Raw genomic sequence first — 21607 nt, forward strand, 5'->3', positions numbered from 1 at the left:
CTGCGCGCCGCCCCGCGTAGTTTTGGCCTGTGACCCCGATCCCGACGACGCTGCTGGTAAACGGCCGGGTGCACAGCCCGACCCACCCGGACGCGACTGCCATGGCGGTGCGCGACGGCCTGGTGGCGTGGCTTGGCAGCGACGGGGTGGGCCGCAGCCAGTTCCCGGGCGCCAATGTGGTCGACCTCGACGGCGGCTTCGTGGCGCCGGGATTCGTGGACAGCCACATCCACGTGAGTGCGACCGGCCTGACCCTCAGCGGGCTGGACCTGCGCACCGCCACCTCCCGCGAGCATTGCCTTCGGCTGGTCGCCGACTATGCCGCCGCTCACCCCGGCCAGCCGGTCTGGGGCCACGGCTGGGATGAGTCGACCTGGCCGGACAGCGGCCCGCCGACCACCGCCGATCTCGACGCAGCGCTCGGCGACCGGCCCGGTTACCTGGCGCGTGTCGACGTGCACTCCGCGCTGGCGTCGACGGGCCTGCGGCGGCTGGTACCCGACCTGGCCGCGGCAGACGGCTTCGCCGCCGAGTGGCCGCTGTCCGGCGATGCACACCACCTGGTCCGCGCCGTCGCCCGCGACCTGCTGACGCCTGCGCAGCTCGCCGAGGCCCGGCTCGCCGCGCTGCAGGCCGCCGCCGCGGCCGGCATCGTCGCGGTGCACGAGTGTGCGGGGCCCGAGATCGGCGGGCTCGACGACTGGCTGCAGCTGCGGGCCCTCGAACACGGCGTCGAAGTCATCGGCTACTGGGGTGAGGCGGTGACGACCGCTGCGCAGGCCCGCGCGCTGATGGAGCGGACGGGCGCCCGCGGCCTGGCGGGTGACCTGTTCATCGACGGCGCCCTCGGCTCGCGCACCGCGTGGTTGCACGCGCCCTACACCGATGCCCCGGACCGCGTCGGGACCTGCTACCTCGACGCCGACGTCATCGAAGCGCACGTGCGGGCCTGCACCGAGGCGAAGGTGACCGCCGGTTTCCACGTCATCGGCGATGCGGCGGTCTCGGCGGCCGTCGATGCCTTCGAACGGGTCGTCGCCGACCTCGGCGTGGTTGCGGTGGCCCGGTGCGGACATCGACTCGAGCACGTCGAAATGGTGACCGCAGACCAGGCCGCCAAGCTCGGCGCGTGGGGCGTCATCGCCAGCGTGCAGCCGAACTTTGACCTGCTGTGGGGCGGCGGCGAAGGCATGTACGCCCGCCGGCTGGGCGCCGAACGAGCCAGGGAACTCAACCCGCTGGCGCTGTTAGCATCCCAAGGCGTGCCCCTCGCGCTCGGTTCGGACGCCCCGGTGACGGGGTTTGATCCCTGGATGAGCGTGCGCGCGGCCGTCAACCATCACACTCCAGGCAGTGCGGTGTCGGCGCGGGCCGCCTTTGCCGCCGCCACCCGCGGCGGCTGGCGGGCGTGCGGCGTGCGCGACTACACGGCCGGCACGCTGGTGCCCGGTGCGCCCGCCTCCTACGCGGTGTGGGATGCAGGCGGCCTGGACGTCCACGCGCCGCAGGACGGCGTCCAGCGCTGGTCGACCGATCCACGATCCCGGGTGCCCGCGCTGCCGTCGCTGGGTCCGGCCGACGCCCTGCCGCGTTGCCGCCAAACCGTGCACCGGGGTGCTGTCATCCATGGCTAAGGAATGGCTGGGCCGCCACCGGCGGTCTGCCGAGGCCGGCAAGGCCGCCCCGGTAGACGAGGGCGCCGCGAGCCCCCCGGAGACGCTCGACGAGTCGCCGGACGACGAAGCCCCGGCTGACCCGCACGACGAGGCGGACGAGGCACCTCTCGTCGCACCTGACGAAGCACCCGCCGACGACGGCGCAGACGACACCGGGGCCGGCACGAGAGCTGAGGAGGTGCCGGACAGCCTGGTCGTTCGACTGGGCACCGCCGCGCGGCGGGCACCGGCACGGCTGGGCACCGCGGTCCTGGTGCGGCTGCCCGGCTGGTGGGGCGCGCTGCGGCCCCGGCTGGCTCGCCTGATCGTCAGCGTCGTCAGCGGGCTGCTGCTGTGCGCCAGCTTCCCCTCGGTGAACTGGTGGTGGGCCGCCGTCGTCGCGGCCGCGCTGCTGGGGTGGGTGCTGACCCATCCGGCGACGACCGCGTTCGGTGGCGTGGGTTACGGATTCCTCTTCGGCCTGTCGTTCTATGTGCCGCTGCTGCCGTGGATCAGCAGCCTGGTCGGCGCCGTGCCCTGGCTGCTGTTGGCGGCCATGTGCGCGGTGTTTCCCGGCCTCTTCGGCCTGTTCGCGGTCGTGGTGCGCGGCCTACCCGGCTGGCCGATCTGGTTCGCTGTGGTGTGGACGGCCCAGGAGTGGTTGAAGTCGATCGTGCCCTTCGGCGGTTTCCCCTGGGGCGCGGTGGCCTACGGGCAGGCCGACGGCCCGCTGCTGCCCTTGGTCCAGCTCGGCGGGACGCCGGTGCTGTCCCTGGCGGTCATGTTGCTGGGATTCAGCGCGACCGCGATCGGGCGCGAGATCGTGAAGTGGTGGCGAAGCGGCGGCCACTCCGGTGCCGAGGCGTCAGAGCACGCCGCGGACGAGGTCGCAGACAAGGACGTGACATCGGCCGACACGCCCCCGCCCGCGGTGGTGCTACCCGGCATCTGCATCTGCCTGGTGTTGTTCGCCGCGGCCGTCGTCTGGCCACAGGTGCGGCACGCCGGCGCCGGATCGGGCGGCGAACCCACGGTCACCGTCGCCGCCGTGCAGGGCAACGTGCCCCGGCTCGGCCTCGACTTCAACGCGCAACGCCGGGCCGTCCTGGACTACCACGTTGACGAGACGTTGCGGCTGGCCGCGGACGTGCGCGCAGGCGCCGCCCCGCAACCGCAATTCGTCGTGTGGCCGGAAAACGCCTCCGACATCGATCCCTTACTCAATCCCGACGCCGCGCAGCAGATCGCGGAGGCGGCCCACGCAATCGGCGCGCCCATCCTGCTAGGCACCGTCCTCGAATTGCCCAGCCGCCCACAAGACCCCACCGAATACACCACCAACACCGTGATCGTGTGGAATCCGGTCACCGGGCCGGCCGATCGCCACGACAAGGAGATCGTGCAGCCGTTCGGTGAGTACCTGCCTATGCCGTGGCTGTTCGAGCATCTCTCGGGTTATGCCGGCCGGGCCGGTCATATGGTGCCCCGCCCGAGCAGCGGCGTGGTGCAGATCGCTGGGGTGCCCGTCGGCGTCTCCACCTGCTGGGAGGTGATCTTCGACCGGTCACCGCGCAAAGCGGTTCTCAACGGCGCCCAGCTGCTGGCCGTGCCGGCGAACAATGCCACCTTCGACAAGCGCATGAGCGAGCAACAGCTGGCGTTCGCCAAAGTTCGCGCCGTCGAGCACGACCGATATGTCGTAGTCGCCGGCACCACCGGGGTCAGCGCCATCATCGCCCCGGACGGCGGTGAGTTGGTGCGCACCGAGTTCTTCACACCCGGCTATTTGGATATTCAGGTGCGCCTCAAGACCGAGCTGACACCAGCAACCCGCTGGGGCCCGATCATGCAGTGGGTTTTGGTCGCGGCGGCTGGAGCGGTCATTTTGGCCGGGATACGGCACAATAGGTGGTTCCCGCGGCCGATTCGTTTGAGGTCCAAGCCCTCGGATGAACCGGAGGAGCCCGGTGCTCCCGCCGGCGGGTCGCCGCCTGACCAGGGTGCCGACGACATTCCGCCCGACAACGGCGGTGACTACACTGCGCTTCACCGGGGCGGCAGACCCCCGCGTTATCTCGGGCGACACAGAGGAGCTACATGACCACCGGCCAGCAGACGCCCCGAGTTTCGGGCAACCGGCCCAGTCAGCGTGTTCTGGTGATCATCCCCACGTTCAACGAGCGGGAGAACCTGCCGCTCATCCATCAGCGGGTCAAAGCCGCGTGCCCCGACGTGGAAGTGCTCATCGTGGACGACAGCAGCCCCGACGGCACCGGCCAACTCGCAGACGAGCTGGCAGCGGCCGACGCCGGACGCACGCACGTCATGCATCGCACCGCCAAGGACGGACTCGGTGCCGCCTACCTGGCCGGGTTCGCGTGGGGTCTCAGCCGGCAGTACTCCGTGCTTGTCGAGATGGACGCCGACGGCAGCCACGCGCCCGAGCAGCTGAACCGTTTGCTGGACGCCATCGATGGTGGAGCCGACCTGGTGATCGGGTCACGCTACGTCGACGGCGGCAACGTCCGGAATTGGCCGTGGCAGCGCTGGGCCCTGTCCTGGACGGCCAACACCTATGCGCGATTGGCGCTGGGCATCGACATCCACGACATCACCGCCGGGTACCGCGCCTATCGCCGCGAAGTGCTCGAGGCGATCGATCTCGACGGCGTGGATTCCAAGGGCTACTGCTTCCAGATCGATCTGACCAGGCGCACCTTGGCCAACGGATTCGCTGTTGCCGAAGTGCCGATCACCTTTACCGAGCGTGAACTCGGCGTATCCAAAATGAGTGGATCCAATATTCGCGAGGCGCTGGTCAAGGTCGCCAAGTGGGGGATCCAGGCACGGATGGCCAACGCCCGTACCGCGTCGGCCGGTAACCGCAGCTAAACGGGCCCCGGCCGCGGCTCAGCCGCGGCGGCGCGACCGGATCAGTTCGAGGCGCTCCTTGAGCAGCTCTTCGAGTTCTTCGACGCTGCGGCGCTCCAGCAGCATGTCCCAGTGGGTGCGCGGCGGCTTGACCTTCTTCGGCTCCGGCAGGTCGCCCTCGATCAGGGTGCCTTCCAAGCCGTTGCGGCACAGCCAGCTGCCGGGAATCTCCGCATCGTCGGCGAACGGGACCTCGAACTCTTCGCCGTTCTCGGTGCGATACTTGGCGAGCTGACGTGGCGCCAAGTCGTGGTTGCGGTCGGTCTCGTAGCTCACGGCTCCGAGGCGACTGCCCCTCAATACACGATCAGCCATGGCTGCTACTCCTTCAGATGCTCTGAGCTGTTGGGCTTCTAGTCCGCTTAGCAAACGTTACGACGACCTGCGGAGTTCCCCGGCAGACACGCGGCGTCAGCGACTCGACCATCAATGATACCGGGATCGTGCATTCGCTCGGACTAAAGTCGGCAGGCGTGACCCGCCGTGCCCGCCCCCAGCCCTGCCGATGGTGCGGTCGAGATGTGACCGACATCGGCATGGGCCGTCGCCGCCAGTATTGCCGGCAGTCGTGCCGACAGCGCGCTTACGAGCAGCGGACATCGATCAGCCGGGGCGACGCGACGGCGGTGCCCGCCGACGCGGTGGTGTTGTCCGCCGACGAGGCGGCCGACCTGTCGGATCGCGTCTACCAGGTCCGATGCGCCGCGGAAGATGTCGCCACCGCACTTGACGAAGGGGCCGGGGCAGCCGAATTGCGCGAGCTGTGCGACGTGCTGATCGGCGCCGCGCGGGCCGCCGACGGTTGGCGCCGCGTGGGTGTCTGAACGCAAGCGTCACGCGCCGCACCGCTTCGCCCGGCGTTTACCGAGATTCTCACCGCCATGCGCCCAATCACCGGGGATGCGTCGCCGGGTACAGTCGCGCCATGGGCATAAGGCCAGGTGCGGGTCTGGGTCAGCGGGACCCGGGTACCGCTGGACGGGTCAGCCCACCGTTCCCTCGGTAGGGGACGGAAGGATCGGACGTTTTGAATTCCTTCCCGAGTTGGCCATACTCACCAGCGACATTCTTAGGTCGGAGAGCAGCACGACGCTGGTCGAAAAGTTGGCGCTTTGTGCAGCAACTTCCGTGACTCGGCATCCGATGGTTGAAGACGGCCAGTGGAAGGCGAGGGGTAGGCGATAGTGGATCAACTCCAGCATGCAACCGAAGCGCTGCGAAAAGCGCTGGTGCAGGTGGAACGCCTGAAGCGCACCAACCGTGCGCTGCTGGAGCGGTCGAGCGAGCCGATCGCGATCGTCGGCATGTCGTGTCGTTTCCCGGGTGGCGTCGACACCCCGGAGAGCCTGTGGCAGATGGTGGCCGACGGCCGCGATGTGATGTCGGACTTTCCCAACGATCGCGGCTGGGACGTGGCGGGGCTGTTCGACCCCGATCCGGATGCGCGCCATAAGACCTACACCCGCACTGGCGGCTTCGTCGACGGTGTCGCCGACTTCGACCCGGCGTTCTTCGGCATTGCGCCCAGTGAGGCGCTGGCGATGGACCCGCAGCACCGGATGCTGCTGGAGCTCTCATGGGAAGCGTTGGAGCGGGGCGGAATCGATCCCAGCGGGCTGCGCGGCAGCGCCACGGGCGTCTTCGCCGGACTCATCGTGCAGGGCTACGGAATGCTCGCCGAAGAGATCGAGGGCTACCGGCTGACCGGCATGACCTCCAGCGTCGCCTCCGGACGCGTCTCCTACGTGCTCGGGCTGGAGGGCCCGGCCGTGTCAGTGGACACGGCGTGTTCGTCGTCGTTGGTGGCGTTGCACATGGCGGTGCAGTCGCTCCGTACCGGCGAGTGCGACCTGGCCTTGGCCGGCGGCGCGACCGTCAACGCCACCCCAACGGTTTTCATCGAGTTCAGCCGGCACCGGGGCCTTGCGCCCGACGGCCGGTCCAAGGCCTACGCCGGAGCGGCCGACGGGGTGGGCTGGTCCGAGGGCGGCGCCATGTTGGTCGTGGAGCGGTTGTCGGATGCCCGGCGGCTGGGTCATCCGGTGCTGGCGGTGGTGCGCGGTTCGGCGGTCAATCAGGACGGCGCGTCCAACGGCTTGACCGCCCCCAATGGTCCGTCGCAACAGCGGGTGGTGCGGACCGCGTTGGCCAACGCCGGTCTGAGCCCGGCCGACGTCGATGTGGTCGAGGGCCACGGCACCGGGACGACGCTGGGTGATCCGATCGAGGCCCAGGCGTTGTTGGCGACCTACGGGCAGGATCGCGCCGAGCCGCTGTGGCTTGGCTCGATCAAGTCCAACATGGGCCACACCCAGGCCGCGGCCGGTGTTGCCGGTGTGATCAAGATGGTGCAGGCCATGCGCCACGAGATGCTGCCTGCCACATTGCATGTCGACCAACCGAGCCCCCATGTGGACTGGTCGGCGGGATCGGTGTCGTTGTTGACCGAGGCGCGGTCCTGGCCCGCTGACGGCCGAGCCCGCCGAGCGGGCGTCTCCTCGTTCGGGATCAGCGGCACCAACGCGCACGTGATCGTGGAGGCCGCACCCGCCGCGGAGCCGCGAGAGGCTGGCCCCAAACCGCCCGTGTTGCCGTGGGTGGTGTCGGCAAAGTCGATCTCTGCCTTGGAGTCTCAGGCCGCTCGACTGGCCGCGCATGTGCGAGCCGACGGTGACCTTGATGCCGCCGACGTGGCGTGGACTTTGGCCGGCCGGTCCAACTTTGAACATCGAGCTGTCGTTGTCGGCGGTGACCGGGACCGGCTGCTGGCCGGGCTGGACGAACTGGCCGCTGGCGGGCTGGCCGGTGGCGGGCTGGCCGGCTCGGTCGTTCAGGGCGCCGCGGCGCCGGCGGGCAAGACCGTGTTCGTCTTTCCCGGCCAAGGCTCGCAATGGCTGGGCATGGGTATCGAATTGCTAGACACCGCACCGATTTTCGCTCAGCAGATGGAGGCGTGTGCCGAGGCCTTCGCGGAATTCGTCGACTGGTCGCTGACGGACGTCCTGCGTGGCGCCCCGGGCGCGCCGGGCCTGGATCGGGTGGACGTCGTGCAGCCGGCGCTCTTCGCGGTGATGGTGTCGCTGGCCGAACTGTGGAAGTCGGTTGGCGTGCGCCCCGATGCGGTGATCGGCCACTCGCAAGGTGAAATCGCCGCGGCCTACGTCGCCGGCGCGTTGTCGTTGCGGGATGCCGCGCGGGTGGTCACATTGCGCAGCAAGCTGCTGCGGTCACTGGCCGCGCCCGGCGGCATGCTCTCCATCGCGTGCAGCACCGAGCGCGCCCGGGAGTTGTTGGGGCCCTACGGCAATCGAGTCAGCATCGCGGCGGTCAACGGCCGCTCGGCCGTCGTGGTGTCCGGCGATGTGTCCGCGCTGGACGAACTCGTCGGCTTCTGCGCCGACCTGGAGCTGCGGACAAGGCGGATCGACGTCGACTACGCCTCGCATTCGGTTGAGGTCGAGTCGATTCACGGTGAACTCGTCGCCGCTCTGACCGGTATCGAGCCGCAGTCCTCGCGCACCGCCTTCTTTTCCACCGTCACCGGAAACCGTTTGGACACAGCGGGATTGGATGCGGAATACTGGTATCGCAATATCCGGCAGACCGTGCAGTTCGATCAGGCGGTGCGCAGTGCCTGCGAGCACGGCTACCGAACATTCATCGAATCCAGCCCGCATCCCTCGTTGATCGCCGGGATTGAAGACACCGCCAACGATTGTGCCGCGGGGGACACCCCAGCGGGCAACGAGGCCATCGTGGTGCCGACCCTGGGCCGCGACGACGGCGGGCTCGAGAGGTTCTTGACGTCGGCCGCTACCGCATTCGTCGCCGGAGTACGCGTCGAGTGGCGCGGGGCGATTGATGGCGCCGGCTTCGTTGAGCTGCCTACGTATGCCTTCGACCGGCGCCGGTTTTGGCTGTCGGGAGAAGGCATCGTTGCCGACGCCGCGGGCTTGGGGCTGGGCGCCAGCGAACATCCGCTGCTCAGCGCGGTCGTGGAGCTGCCCGCGTCCGGCGGGGTGCTGTTGACCGGCAGGTTGTCGCCCAGTGTGCAGGGCTGGCTGGCCGATCACGCCGTGTCCGGTGTGGTGGTGTTCCCGGGCACCGGATTTGTGGAGTTGGCGATCCGCGCCGGTGACGAGGTCGGTTGCCCGACGGTTGAAGAACTGACACTGCAAGCGCCGTTGATGTTGCCGGCCAAGGACTCTGGCTCGGGCTCGGTGTCGGTGCAAGTCGTGGTGGGTCCCGCCGCCGAAGACGGTCAGCGCACCGTGTCTATCTACTCGCGCCTCGATGCCGGCTCTACTTGGGTGTGCCATGCCGAGGGAATACTGAGCACCGGACCGGTTGAACCGGGCGCGGATCTGTTGGTGTGGCCGCCCGCCGGTGCGGTCGCGGTCGACACCGCCGACGGCTACGAGCAGCTGGCGGCGCGCGGCTACGGCTACGGCCCGGCCTTTCGGGGATTGACCGCGAGCTGGGCCCGCGGCGACGAAGTGTTCGCCGAGGTGAGCCTGCCCGATGCGGCCGGCGGCGTCAAAGGATTCGGCGTGCACCCCGCCCTGCTTGACGCGGCGATGCACGCCCTGGTGATGGGGCACCACATCGCCGGCCGGACCGACGAAGTGGTGTTGCCGTTCTCGTGGCAGGGCGTCTCGCTGCACGCCGCGGGCGCGTCGGCGGTGCGCGCGCGCATCGCGCCTGCGGGCAATTCGGCAGTCTCGATCGAGCTTGCCGACGGGCTGGGGCTGCCGGTGCTGTCGGTGCGTGCGATGGTGGCCCGACCGGTCAGCGAGCGACAGTTGCGGGCCGCGGTGTCGGGCGCGGGCCCGGACCGGCTGTTCGAGGTGGTGTGGTCACCGGCGACGATAACTTCAAGCGAGGCGACGCCGAAACACCAGTTACTGGAATCCCTTGCCACTGACCAAGATCCGGTAACAGCGACATACCAGCGCACGCGCCAGGTGCTGGCTGCCGTGCAGCCGTGGCTGACCGAGGACGACTGCGGCGTACTCGTGGTGGCGACCCAGGGCGCGGTGGGATTGGCGGGAGAGGACGTCACCGATCTGGCCGGCGCCGGGGTGTGGGGACTGGTGCGATCGGCGCAAACCGAGCATCCCGGCCGCATCGTGCTCGTGGACTCCGATGCGCCCCTGGACGATAACGCGATAGCAACTGTTCTCGCGGCCGGCGAGCCCCAGCTGTTGCTGCGCGGCGGCGCGGTGTACACCCCGCGGGTGCACGGCAGCCGCGCGGTCGACGGCCTCATGGTGCCCCCCGGTGACGGGCCCTGGCGGCTGGGCATCAGCAGCGCGGGCACGTTCGAAAACCTCTGCCTGGAGCCGGTTCCCAACGCCGGTGCGCCACTAGAGCCGGGCCAGGTTCGGGTCGCCCTTCGCGCCATCGCCGCGAACTTCCGCGACGTCATGATCACCTTGGGCATGTTCACCCACGACGCTCTGCTCGGCGGCGAGGGTGCCGGTGTGGTGGTCGAGGTGGGGCCGGGAGTCACCGAGTTCGCGGTCGGCGATTCGGTATACGGATTCTTCCCCGATGGCAGCGGCACGCTGGTCGCCGGGGACGTCCGGCTGCTGGTGCCCAAGCCGGCCGACTGGTCCTACCCCGAAGCCGCTGCTATCTCAGCCGTTTTCACCACCGCGTACATGGCGTTCATCCACCTGGCCGATGTCAGACCGGGACAGCGGGTGCTGGTGCATGCCGCCGCCGGCGGCGTCGGGATGGCGGCGGTTCAGCTCGCCCGGCATCTGGGCCTGGAGGTGTTCGGGACCGCCAGCCGCGGCAAGTGGGACACCCTGCGCGCCATGGGCTTTGACGAGGAGCACATCGCGGATTCCCGCAGCCTGGACTTCGAGGAGAAGTTCCGCGCCGTCACCGGCGGTCGCGGTATGGACGTCGTGCTGGATTCGCTGGCAGGCGAATTCGTCGATGCCTCACTACGGTTGGTTGCCCCAGGCGGCGTTTTCCTGGAAATGGGCAAGACCGACATCCGCGACCCGGGCGTGGTCGCGCGGGAATATCCCGGCGTCCGTTATCGCGCCTTCGACCTTTTCGAGCCCGGCCGTCCGCGGATGCATCAGTGGATGCTCGAGCTGGCCGGGCTGTTCGAGGCCGGCGTGCTCAAGCCATTGCCGGTGACCACGTTTGACGTGCGACGCGCTCGCGCGGCGTTGCGGTACCTGAGCCAGGCCCGCCACATCGGCAAGGTCGTCATGACCCTGCCTTCCGGGCTGAGTTCCGGCACCGTGTTGATCACCGGCGGGACCGGTATGGCGGGTTCGACGCTGGCTCGTCACTTGGTCGCGCAGCACGGCGTTCAAGACTTGGTGCTGTTGAGCCGCCGCGGTCCGGACGCTCCGGGGTGCGCAGAGCTGCTCACGGAGCTGGAGGCGGCCGGTTCCCGGGCACGCGTGGTCGCCTGCGACGCGGCCGATCGCTCTGCGCTGGCATCCGTTATTGCCGATGTGTCTGCACAACAGCCTCTTTCGGGCGTCATCCACGCCGCGGGCGTGCTGGACGATGCGGTGGTCACGTCGCTGACGCCGGAACGGGTCGACGCGGTACTGCGGGCCAAAGTCGACGCGGCATGGAACCTGCACGAACTGACCCGCGAGCTCGATCTGTCGGCTTTCGTCATGTTCTCCTCGCTGGCCGGGCTGGTGGGCTCGTCGGGCCAGGGCAACTACGGCGCCGCCAACTCGTTCCTGGACGCGTTGGCCGCGCACCGTCGGGCGCACGGACTGCCGGCGATCTCGCTGGCGTGGGGGCTGTGGGACCAAGCCAGCGCCATGACCGGCGGGCTCGACGACGCCGACCGCGCCCGGCTGGGCCGCGACGGGGTCTTGGCGTTGTCCTCGGCCGAGGCGATGGAATTGTTCGACATCGCATTGATCGTCAACGAACCATTCATGGCGCCAGCCCGTATCGATGTCGGTGCGCTGCGTGCCCACGCGGTGGCGGTGCCGCCGATGTTCGCCGATCTCGTCAACGCGCCGAGCCGCCGCCGGGTCGACGACTCGCTGGCCGCCGCGAAGTCGAAATCGGCTCTCGCGCATCGCCTGCACGGGCTGCCCGAAGCCGAACAGCATGCCGTGCTCCTGGACCTGGTGCGCTCGCACATTGCCACCGTGCTGGGCAACACCAGCGCCGAGGCGATCGATCCGGACAAGGCGTTTCAGGAGTTGGGCTTTGACTCGCTGACCGCGGTAGAGATGCGTAACCGGCTCAAAACCGCGACTGGGCTTGCTCTTTCACCCACGCTGATCTTCGACTACCCAACACCCAACGGCCTGGTCGGCTACATCCGCACCGAACTTGCCGGCGTGCCACAAGAAATCACGCACGCCCCGGTCCATCGGGTGACCGAGGACGATCCGATCGCAATCGTCGGTATGTCCTGCCGGTATCCGGGCGGCGTCAATTCGCCCGACGATCTGTGGGACATGCTGGCCGAGGGTCGTGACGTGCTGACCGACTTCCCCGGCGATCGTGGCTGGAACCTGGACGGGCTGTACAACCCGGACCCCGACGTGCCGGGCACCTGCTACACGCGTACCGGCGGCTTCGTCGACGAGGTCGGGGACTTCGACCCCGCGTTCTTCGGCATCGCGCCGAGTGAGGCGCTGGCCATGGACCCCCAGCAGCGCCTGTTCCTCGAGTTGTCCTGGGAAGCCTTGGAGCGCACCGGGATTGACCCCAATAATCTGCGCGGCAGCGCCACCGGAGTGTTCGCCGGGGTGTACACACAGGGCTACGGCATGGGCGCCGCACCCGCCGCCGAGGGCTTCCGGCTGACCGGCCAGTCATCGAGCGTGGCGTCGGGCCGGGTCTCCTATGCGCTGGGCCTGGAAGGCCCCGCGGTGTCGGTCGATACGGCGTGTTCGTCGTCGTTGGTGGCGTTGCACATGGCGGCGCAGTCGCTGCGTTCGGGTGAATGCGATCTGGCGCTGGCCGGCGGCGTCACGGTCAACGCCACACCCGACATCTTCATCGAGTTCAGTCGCATGCGCGGGTTGTCCGCCGACGGCCGGTGCAAGGCCTACGCCGGTGCGGCCGACGGCACCGGATTCTCCGAGGGCGGCGGCATGCTCGTGGTGGAGCGCCTGTCGGACGCACAGCGACTCGGGCACCCGGTCCTCGCCGTGCTGCGGGGCTCGGCAATCAATCAGGACGGTGCGTCCAACGGGCTGACCGCGCCCAATGGGCCTTCGCAGCAGCGGGTGGTACGGGCCGCGCTGGCCAACGCCGGCCTGAGCGCGGCCGACGTCGATGTGGTCGAGGGTCACGGCACCGGGACGACGTTGGGCGATCCGATCGAGGCTCAGGCGTTGTTGGCGACCTACGGGCAGGGCCGCAGTGCGCCATTGTGGTTGGGGTCGATCAAGTCGAACATGGGCCACACGCAGGCCGCGGCCGGTGTCGCCGGTGTGATCAAGATGGTCCTGGCGATGCGGCACCAGATGTTGCCTGCCACATTGCATGTCGACGAGCCCAGCCCGCATGTGGACTGGTCGATGGGGGCCGTGTCGTTGCTGACCGAGGCGCGGTCCTGGCCCGCTGACGGTCGACTGCGCCGCGCGGGCGTTTCATCGTTCGGGATCAGCGGTACCAACGCCCACGTGATCGTGGAGGCCGCCCCCGCGGGGGCCGAGCCGCGCGAGTCCGGCCCCAAACCGCCCGTGCTGCCGTGGCCGGTGTCGGCGAAGTCGGCATCGGCGTTGCGGGCTCAGGCTGCACGGCTGGCGACGCATGTCCGGGCTTACGAAGTCGACATCGCCGATGTGGGTTGGTCATTGGCCGGCCGTTCGGCGTTCGAGCATCGGGCCGTCATCGTCGGCGCCGACCGCGAGGGCCTGTTGGCCGGGCTCGACGAGCTGGCCGGAGACGACCTGGCTGGCTCGATCATTCGTGGCACCGCAACGCACGGCGGCAAGACCGTCTTCGTCTTCCCGGGTCAGGGCTCGCAAATACTCGGCATGGGTATGGGATTACACGCCGCCTACCCGGTGTTCGCCGAGGCGTTCAACACCGTCGTCGCCGAACTGGATCGCCACCTGCTGCGGCCGCTGCGCGAAGTGATGTGGGGCCACGACGAAAACGTGCTGAATACCACCGAATTCGCGCAGCCCGCGCTGTTCGCGGTGGAAGTCGCCCTGTTCCGGCTGCTGGAATCCTGGGGCATCCGTCCCGACTTCGTGATCGGGCACTCGATCGGAGAGTTGTCAGCCGCGCACGTCGCCGGCGTCCTGTCGCTGGAGAACGCCGCGGTCCTGGTGGCCGCCCGGGGCCGATTCATGCAGGCGCTGCCGCCCGGTGGGGCGATGCTCGCTGTGCAGGCTACCGAAGAAGAGGTGGCGCCGCTGCTGGTGCCTGAGGTGGGTATCGCGGCGATCAATGCGCCTGGCTCGGTGGTGATTTCGGGTGCCGAAGCCGAGGTGGTGGCGGTCGCGGAGCGGCTGCGCTCCGAGGGCCGCCGTGTGCACCAACTCGCCGTCTCGCACGCGTTCCATTCGCCGCTGATGGACCCGATGATCGACGAATTCGGAACTGTCGCGGCCGGACTCGCCATCGGCAAGCCCGTCATCCCCATCGTCTCGAATGTCACGGGGCAGCTGGCCGCAGACGACTTCGCGTCGACGGCCTACTGGAAGCGACATGTCCGCGAGGCGGTGCGATTCGCCGACAGCGTGCGATTCGTGCACTCGGCCGGGGCAACCCGCTTCCTCGAGCTCGGGCCGAACAGCGGGCTGGCCGCGTCGATCGAGGAAACTCTTACCGACACACCCGTGGTGACCATGTCCGCCCTGCGCAAGGACCGCCCAGAGCCGGAGACCCTGACCAAGGCCATTGCGCACGGGTTCGTCGCAGGCATGGACGTCGACTGGCGCAGGGCACTCGGCAACGGCAACCTCGTCGAGTTGCCGACGTATGCCTTTGAGCGGCGGCGCTTTTGGCTATCCGGGGCGGACGCGCCGGCCGACGCGGCCGGCCTGGGCCTGGCGGCTAGTGAACACGCCCTGCTGGGCGCGGTGGTGGAGCTGCCGACGTCGGGCGGGGTGGTGCTGACCGGGCGGTTGTCGCCGAGCACGCAGGGCTGGTTGAACGATCACGCCGTTGGCGGTGTCGTGCTGTTCCCCGGTGCCGGCTTTGTCGAGTTGGCGATCCGCGCCGGCGACGAGGTGGGCTGCGGCATTGTTGACGAGCTGAACCTGGCGGCGCCGCTGGTGTTGCCGCCCGGTGGATCGGTCGCGGTTCGGGTCGTGGTTGGCGGCCCTGACGATTCGAATGCCCGCGCCGTATCAGTGTTTTCGCGAGCCGACGCGGGCTCGGGCTGGTCGTTGCACGCCGAGGGCGTGCTGCGTCCGGGCTCGATGCAACCGAGCGCGGATTTGTCGGCGTGGCCGCCGGTGGGGGCGGTCCCGGTGGATATCGGCGACGGCTACGAGCAGTTGGCGGAGCGCGGCTACGGCTACGGCCCGGCATTCCGCGGCTTGACGTCGATGTGGCGTCGTGGCGATGAGGTGTTCGCCGAAGTGACGCTGCCCGACGCGGCCGGGGGCGTCAACGGATTGGGCGTGCACCCCGCGCTACTCGACGCGGCATTGCACGCGGTGATCCTCGCCTCCGATGGGGACGAAATCGCCGAAGGCTCGATGCTGGTGCCGTTCTCCTGGCAGCAGGTGTCGCTGCACGCCGCGGGCGCGGCGGCGGTACGGGCCCGCATCGTGCCGGTGGGACAGTCGGCGGTATCCATCGAGCTGGCCGATGGGCTGGGCCTGCCGGTGCTCTCGGTCGCGTCGATGGTGGCCCGGCCGGTGACCGATCAGCAGCTGCTGGCTGCGGTGTCGAATTCAGGTCCGGACCGGCTCTTCGAAGTCATCTGGTCGGCGCAGCCGTCGTCCGCGGTGCAACCGGTATCGGTATGTGCCTGGGGTGCAACGGAGTCGGATGACAACGGCGCCGAACGATTGGCGGTGTTGTTCGAATCCACTCCCGTCGCCGGTGACGTCGTGACCGAGGTGTATGCCGCCACGCGCGCGGTGCTCCCGGTACTGCAGTCGTGGCTGGCCCGCGACGGTGCGGGGACGCTGGTGGTGTCGACCCGGGGCGCGATGGTGTTGCCGGGCGAGGACGTCACGGACCTGGCGGGCGCCGCGGTGTGGGGCCTGGTGCGGTCGGCGCAGACCGAGCATCCCGGCCGGATTGTGCTCGTGGACACCGATACGCCGCTCGAAGCTGACGCGTTAGCGGCAATTTTGGCGGCCGCCGAGCCGCAGGTGTTGTTCCGGCATGGGGCGGTCTATACGGCGCGGGTGCACGGCAGCCGCGCCGTCGGCAGTCTCCTGGTGCCCCCCGACGACGGGCCGTGGCGGCTGGGCATGAGCAGCTACGGCACGATCGAGAATCTGCGGCTGGAGCGCATCCCCGATGCCGACGCGCCGCTGGGGCCAAACCAGGTGCGCGTTGGATTGTCGGCGCTGGCCGCCAACTTCCGCGATGTCATGATCGCGCTGGGCCTCTACCCCGACCCGGACGCCGTGATGGGCATTGAGGCGTCCGGCGTGGTGGTGGAAACCGCTTCGGGGAATGGCCGATTCGTGGTCGGCGACCGCGTGATGGGCCTATTCCCGGACGGGACGGGCACCATCGCCATCACTGACGAGCGGCTGCTCGTCAAGGTGCCGGCCGGATGGTCGCACACCGCCGCCGCGACTACGTCGGTGGTGTTCGCCACGGCGTGCTACGCGCTGGTCGACCTGGCGGGCGTCAAGCCCGGCCAGCGGATACTCGTGCACGCCGCCGCCGGTGGGGTGGGAATGGCCGCCGTGCAGTTGGCCCGGCACTTCGGTCTGGAAGTCTTCGCGACGGCCAGCCGCGCAAAATGGGACGCGTTGCGCGCCATGGGCTTTGACGACGATCACATCTCCGACTCGCGCAGCCTCGACTTCGAGGAGAAGTTCCGGACGGTCACCGGCGGGCGCGGCATGGATATCGTGCTCGATTCGCTCTCCGGTGATTTCGTGGATGCCTCCCTGCGACTGGTCGCCGCCGGCGGCGTGTTCTTGGAGATGGGTAAGACGGACATCCGCGATCCCGAGGCCGTCGCGCAGGCCCACGCCGGCGTGCGCTACCGGGCCTTCGACCTCTTCGAAGCCGGACCGGACCGCATTGCACAGATGCTGGACGAGCTGGCCGCGCTGTTCGGTGATGACGTGCTACAACCGTTGCCGGTCACCAGGTTTGACGTACGACGCGCCCCGGCCGCCTTGCGGTACTTGAGCCAGGCCCGCCACGTCGGCAAGGTCGTGATGACCATGCCCAACGCCTGGGCCGCCGGCACCGTGCTGATCACCGGCGCGACCGGAATGGCAGGTTCGGCGCTGGCACGCCACGTGGTGGCCCGGCACGGTGCGCGCAACCTGGTGCTGCTGAGCCGGCGCGGCCTGGACGCGCCGGGAGCCGCAGAGCTGATGACCGAGCTGTCTGCGGCGGGCGCCCAGGTGCAGGTGGTGGCCTGCGACGCGGCCGACCGCGAGGCGCTGGCCAAGGTGCTCGCCGATATTCCGGTGCAGCGGCCGCTGTCCGGCGTGATGCACGCGGCGGGGGTGCTCGACGACGCGGTCATCTCGTCGCTGACCCCCGAGCGCGTCGATGTGGTGTTGCGCGCCAAGGTCGATGCGGCGTGGAACCTGCACGAGCTGACTCGCGACCTGGATGTGTCGGCGTTCGTGATGTTCTCCTCGATGGCCGGGTTGGCGGGCGCATCGGGCCAGGCCAACTACGCGGCGGCCAACTCGTTCCTGGACGGGTTGGCCGTGCACCGGCGGACGCTGGGGTTGCCGGCGATCTCGCTGGCGTGGGGTCTGTGGGATCAGACCAGCGCCATGACCGGTGCGCTGGGTGCCGCCGACCGGGCGCGGTTCGGCCGGGACGGGATTGTCGCGATGTCGTCGGGTCAGGCCCTGGAGTTGATGGACACCGCGTTGATCATCGACGAGCCGTTCCTGTTGCCGGCCCACATCGACCTCGCCGCACTGCGAGTCAAGTTCGATGCGGGCACCCTGCCCCCGATGTTCGTCGATCTGATCAACGCCCCGACCCGGCGTCAGGTCGACGACTCCCTGGCCGCCGCGCAGTCGAAATCAGCTCTGCTGCAACGACTCGAGGGGCTACCCGAAGACGAGCAGTACGCGGTGCTGCTGGACTTGGTGCGCTCTAACATCGCCACGGTGCTGGGCAACTCGAGCCCGGAGGCCATCGATCCGGACCGGGCGTTCCAGGAGTTGGGCTTCGACTCGTTGACCGCCGTCGAGATGCGCAACCGGCTCAAATCCGCCAGCGGATTGGCCTTGTCGCCGACGCTCATCTTCGACTATCCGAACTCGGCCGCGTTGGCGGGCTATATGCACCGCGAACTCATCGGCGCGGCCGGGGAGAGCGCCCCGGTCGCCGCGCCAGGGGAAGCCGACATTCAACGGGTCGTCGGGTCCATTCCAGTCAAGCGCCTGCGCCAGGCCGGCGTGCTCGAACTGTTGCTCGCGTTGGCGAATGAGGCCGAAGGCACCGCGCAGCCGGCGACCGCCGCGGCGACGTCAGAAAAGGACATCGCCGACATGGACCTCGACGCCCTCCTCAATGCGGCGTTGATGGACGACGACGAGTGACGATGGGCGTGAGTAGTCAGTGAAGATCGCGGTCACCGGGGCCAGCGGTGTACTCGGTCGCGGTCTCGCCGCGCGACTGCTCAGCCAGGGCCACGAGGTGGCCGGGATTGCCCGGCATCGGCCCGAAAGCTGGCCCAGTGCCACTGATTTCGTCGCGGCAGACATTCGCGACGCCGCCGCGGTCAGCCGCGCCCTGGCCGGCGCGGATGTTGTCGCGCACTGCGCCTGGGCCAACACTCCCGGCCGCGGCGACCGGATCAGCCATCAGGTCAATATCGAGGGCACCCGCAACGTCCTCGCGGCGATGGCCGAAACCGGCGCCAGGCGAATCGTCTTCGCGTCCTCGGCGCAGGTTTACGGGGCGGCAGACGCGCCTAGGACCGAGCATGACGCGCTCAACCCGCACACGGCCGACGGCCACAGCAAAGTCCGGGTCGAGCGCATGCTCGAGGACTCGCAGCTGGACTGGGTCGCGATCCGCTCCGCCGTCATTCTCGGCCGCGGCGTCGACAACTGGGTGCGCCGGGTGCTGGCGTTACCGGTGCTCCCCGACGGGTCCGCCGGTCGCAGCATGCAGGTCGTCCATCTCGACGACGCACTTCGACTGTTCATCCGCACCATCGAGGGCACCGAAAGCATTAGCGGCCCAGTCAATCTCGCCGCTCCGGGCACGCTGAAATTTGCCCAAGTCGCCGCAGCGCTCGGACGTCCCGTGGTCCGGCTGGGCTTTACACCGGCCGAGCTGAAACTGATACAGAGCGCCCCGCTGATGGACACGTCGCGACTGCGCGAGCAGTGGGGGTTCCAGCCGGCGTGGGAAGCCGCCGAGTGCGTCGACGATTTCGCACTGGCCGTGCGTGGCCGCGTCACAGTGGGCACAAAGGTGGTGTCGCTGCCGTGGCGGATGGCCAGCATCGCAGACCTGCCCGCGGTCGACACCCCGACCGAGGACGGGGTCAAGCCCAATTGGGCTGGCCCAGCGGGAGATAACGGGGAATTCGACACCCCGATCGACCCGCGCTTCCCCACTTTTCTGGCCACGAATTTGTCGGAGGCGCTACCCGGCCCGTTCTCGCCGTCGTCGGCGTCGGTCACCGTGCGCGGGCTGCGCGCGGGCGGTGTCGCGATCGCCGAGCGGCTGCGGCCCGGCGGCATCATCGAGCGTGAAATCGCGATGCGAACCGTCGCGGTATTCGCCCACCGCCTTTACGGAGCTATCACGTCGGCGCACTACATGGCCGAGACCGTGCCGTTCGCCAAGCCCACGACGATTGTCAGCAACAGCGGGTTCTTCGGCCCCAGCATGGCTGCGCTGCCGGTCTTCGGCGAGGAGCGTCCACGCTCCGAAACCGGCCGTCTCCGAAGGCAACTGCGGACGGTTCGCAACATCGGGGTCTTCGGCGTCAACCTGATCGGCCTGTCCGCGGGCTCGCCTCGTGACACCGACGAGTTCGTTGCCGATGTCGACCGGCTGGAACGCCTGGCCGGCGGCGATGTCGCACAGCTCGACGATCGTCGGCTGCTCAGCCTGATCTCGTTGGCCCGCGACCAGGTCGTCCACGGCTGGGTGCTGGCCTCGGCATCGTTCATGCTGTGCGCGGCGTTCAACGTCCTCTTGCGCGCGTTGTGCGGGCGAGACACCGCCGCGCCTGCGGGACCCGAACTCGTCAGCGCCCGATCGGTGGAAGCGATGCAGCGGTTGGTGCTTGCGGCGCAACGCGATCCACACGCGGCCGCGCTGCTGACCGAGCCGGGAGACCGGCTGGGCAAGTTGGCCGCCGAGGCGCCGGAGTTTCATGCCGCGGTGCTGGCCGAGCTGGCGCTGATCGGGCACCGCGGCCCCGCCGAGCTTGAGATGCTGTCGACCAGCTACTCCGACGATCCCGAGTTGCTGGTCCGGATGGTGACCAGAGCGATGAGCGCGGCCCCCGCACCGCAGCCGTGGCAGCCGCATATTCCGTTGCACGCCAAGCCCGTTGCATATCTGGCCGCGCGCCAGCTCCGCGACCGCGAAGTTCGTCGCGACAAAGTGGTGCGGGCCAATTGGGTGCTGCGCAACCTGATGCGTGAGTTTGGGCGCAGGTTGGTCGAGGCCGGAGTATTCGATACCGCCGACGATGTCTTCTATCTGCTCGTCGACGAGCTCGACGCGTTGCCCGTGGACGTCGCAGGGCTGGTGGCCCGGCGCCGGGCCGAACAACAGCGGCTGGCCACCGTCGTTCCGCCGACGGTGTTCAGCGGAAGCTGGCAGCCGACCACGGCGTCGTCGCTGGCGCTCACCACCGGCGAGAGCATGCGCGGTGTCGGGGTGTGTGGGGGACGGGTGCGTGGCCGGGTGCGCATCGTGCGCCCGGAAACGATCGACGATTTGCAGCCCGGCGAGATCCTCGTCGCGGAGGTCACCGACGTCGGGTACACCGCGGCGTTCTCGTATGCGGCCGCCGTCGTGACCGAACTCGGTGGCCCGATGTCACATGCGGCAGTGGTTGCCCGCGAATTCGGCTTCCCGTGTGTGGTGGACGTCCAGGGAGCCACCAAGGTGTTGCCATCGGGCGCCCTTATCGAGGTCGACGGCAGCACCGGAGAAATTCATGTGCTCGAGCTGGCCGCCGACGGGCCGGCCGTTGGAGCGCTGAGCGACTAGCGGGCGGTCGCTCACAGCGGCCAGTTGTTCGGCTCCGGGAAATGAAATGCCGCCGCAGGCGGAAGCGGCTGTCGTTCCGCGGTCGATATTGCATCGAGAATCAGCGCGACGTACCTTCGCCAGCCATCGCTGCCCGGGGCCATCGTGGACAGCACGCTGTAGAGCATCCCGATCACCCGCAGCAGATCCTCGGCGACCAGCTCGGAGCGGATGACGCCGTCCTGCTGACCCCGGCGGACCAGCTCGCTGAGCGCTTCGATGAGGGAGTCCGAGATGTCGGCGGTCAGCGATCCGGCCCGTTGCGCGGCGATCAGCAGGCTTTGCTCGCATGCGCCCAGCGATATCGCCGCCTCGAACAATTGGGTGAGTCCATGCAACGCATCGCTGTCGCGGCGAGCCTCCGCGATCGCCGGTGTGAGCTGCTCGGCGACGGCTTGATCCAAGGCAGCCCTCACCAGATCAGCCTTCGCGGGGAATCGGCGGTAGAGGGTGCGTTCACCTACGCCGGCACGGCGGGCGACCGCCTCCACTGGGGCATCGGGGCCCAGCTCGCCGTAGACGTCGCGCGCGGCACGCAGAATGCGTTCAACGTTGCGGGCCGCGTCAGCCCGCAACGGTCGGTCCGCCACCGCCGTCATTGCGACAGCTTAGCTAACGGTTGACTGGCAGTCAGCTGACCTCTAGGCTGCTCTAAT

The 21607-nt window shown here is 69.0% G+C and carries 6 protein-coding genes and 1 pseudogene; 5 read left to right on the forward strand and 2 right to left on the reverse strand.

Annotated elements, in window-relative coordinates:
- Window positions 1-29 precede the first annotated feature (29 nt).
- Entirely contained in the window at window positions 30-1634 is a 1605-nt protein-coding gene (locus tag MNAB215_RS22580; RefSeq protein ID WP_077080774.1) for an amidohydrolase, read from the forward strand.
- Window positions 1627-4547, forward strand: a pseudogene (gene lnt / locus MNAB215_RS22585) (apolipoprotein N-acyltransferase). Before MNAB215_RS22580 ends, lnt begins: the two are co-directional and overlap by 8 nt.
- Window positions 4548-4565: 18 nt before the next feature.
- On the opposite strand, the gene rbpA reads toward lnt, so the two are convergent.
- Window positions 4566-4901 carry an RNA polymerase-binding protein RbpA gene (rbpA, locus tag MNAB215_RS22595; protein ID WP_077080777.1) on the reverse strand — a complete coding sequence of 112 codons (336 nt, stop codon included), beginning with the start codon at window positions 4899-4901 and terminating at the stop codon, window positions 4566-4568.
- Between the two features lie 158 nt (window positions 4902-5059).
- Between rbpA and MNAB215_RS30055 the strand changes: the two genes are divergently transcribed.
- The 3 genes from MNAB215_RS30055 to MNAB215_RS22610 all read left to right on the forward strand — a co-directional run bounded on the left by MNAB215_RS30055 (window position 5060) and on the right by MNAB215_RS22610 (window position 20912).
- Entirely contained in the window at window positions 5060-5410 is a 351-nt protein-coding gene (locus MNAB215_RS30055) for a hypothetical protein (protein WP_077080778.1), read from the forward strand.
- A 357-nt stretch (window positions 5411-5767) separates the two neighbouring features.
- Window positions 5768-18268, forward strand: coding sequence for a type I polyketide synthase (locus tag MNAB215_RS22605; protein WP_077080779.1), 12501 nt, complete (start codon window positions 5768-5770; stop codon window positions 18266-18268).
- Window positions 18269-18287: 19 nt separating this feature from the next.
- Window positions 18288-20912, forward strand: coding sequence for a sugar epimerase family protein (locus MNAB215_RS22610; protein WP_077080780.1), 2625 nt, complete (start codon window positions 18288-18290; stop codon window positions 20910-20912).
- Between the two features lie 11 nt (window positions 20913-20923).
- Here MNAB215_RS22610 and MNAB215_RS22615 read toward each other — a convergent pair whose 3' ends face one another.
- A complete protein-coding gene (locus MNAB215_RS22615; RefSeq protein ID WP_077080781.1) occupies window positions 20924-21550 on the reverse strand; it encodes a TetR/AcrR family transcriptional regulator in 627 nt (208 codons plus the stop codon).
- Window positions 21551-21607 lie beyond the last annotated feature (57 nt).

The sequence above is a fragment of the Mycobacterium numidiamassiliense genome (genome assembly GCF_900157365.1).
In the GTDB taxonomy this organism is placed as follows: Bacteria; Actinomycetota; Actinomycetes; order Mycobacteriales; family Mycobacteriaceae; genus Mycobacterium; species Mycobacterium numidiamassiliense.